We start from the raw sequence: 434 nt of genomic DNA, 5'->3' as shown, positions 1-434 counted from the left end.
GTGTCAGGCCTTTAACAACTCACCCGAACAGGTACAGGCGGCAGGCATCCGTACGCTGACGCTGATCGGCGACGGTGTGGCGCCGGGCACCATTGCGGCGGCCGTGTATTCAGGTCATCGCATCGCACGTGAGTTCGATGCGCCCGAATGCTCGCTGATAGTGCGGCGGGAAATTCCATTTATCGAGGTGTAGTCAGTCCGACTGTTCAATCCATAACGAGGAATACAATAATGAAAAAAATACTCCTGATTTTATTCACCACACCCCTTATTAATTCATCGTTGTTTTCCAGCGATTATAAAGTTATCCGTTTCTCTGCCGCTCCCAACTATGCGCCCTTTGCTTATACATACAGTACGTGCATTTTGTCCGGTTTTGAAATATATATTTGAACTGCAATTTGTGCACCTTTGAATGTTCGCTGGCCATTGGT

General features: G+C 48.2%; 1 protein-coding gene. It reads left to right on the top strand.

The window, feature by feature from the left end; translation table 11 throughout:
- Positions 1 to 193, top strand: a 193-nt coding sequence (locus tag JMV15_RS28120; RefSeq protein WP_201492013.1) for a hypothetical protein, incomplete at its 5' end; no start/stop codon positions are given.
- Positions 194 to 434: the final 241 nt, after the last annotated feature.

Source organism: Pseudomonas paracarnis (genome assembly GCF_904063055.1).
Classification (GTDB): domain Bacteria; phylum Pseudomonadota; class Gammaproteobacteria; order Pseudomonadales; family Pseudomonadaceae; genus Aquipseudomonas; species Aquipseudomonas paracarnis.
The sequence above is the reverse complement of the archived record's forward strand: the minus strand, read 5'-3'. Positions and strand labels throughout refer to the sequence as shown.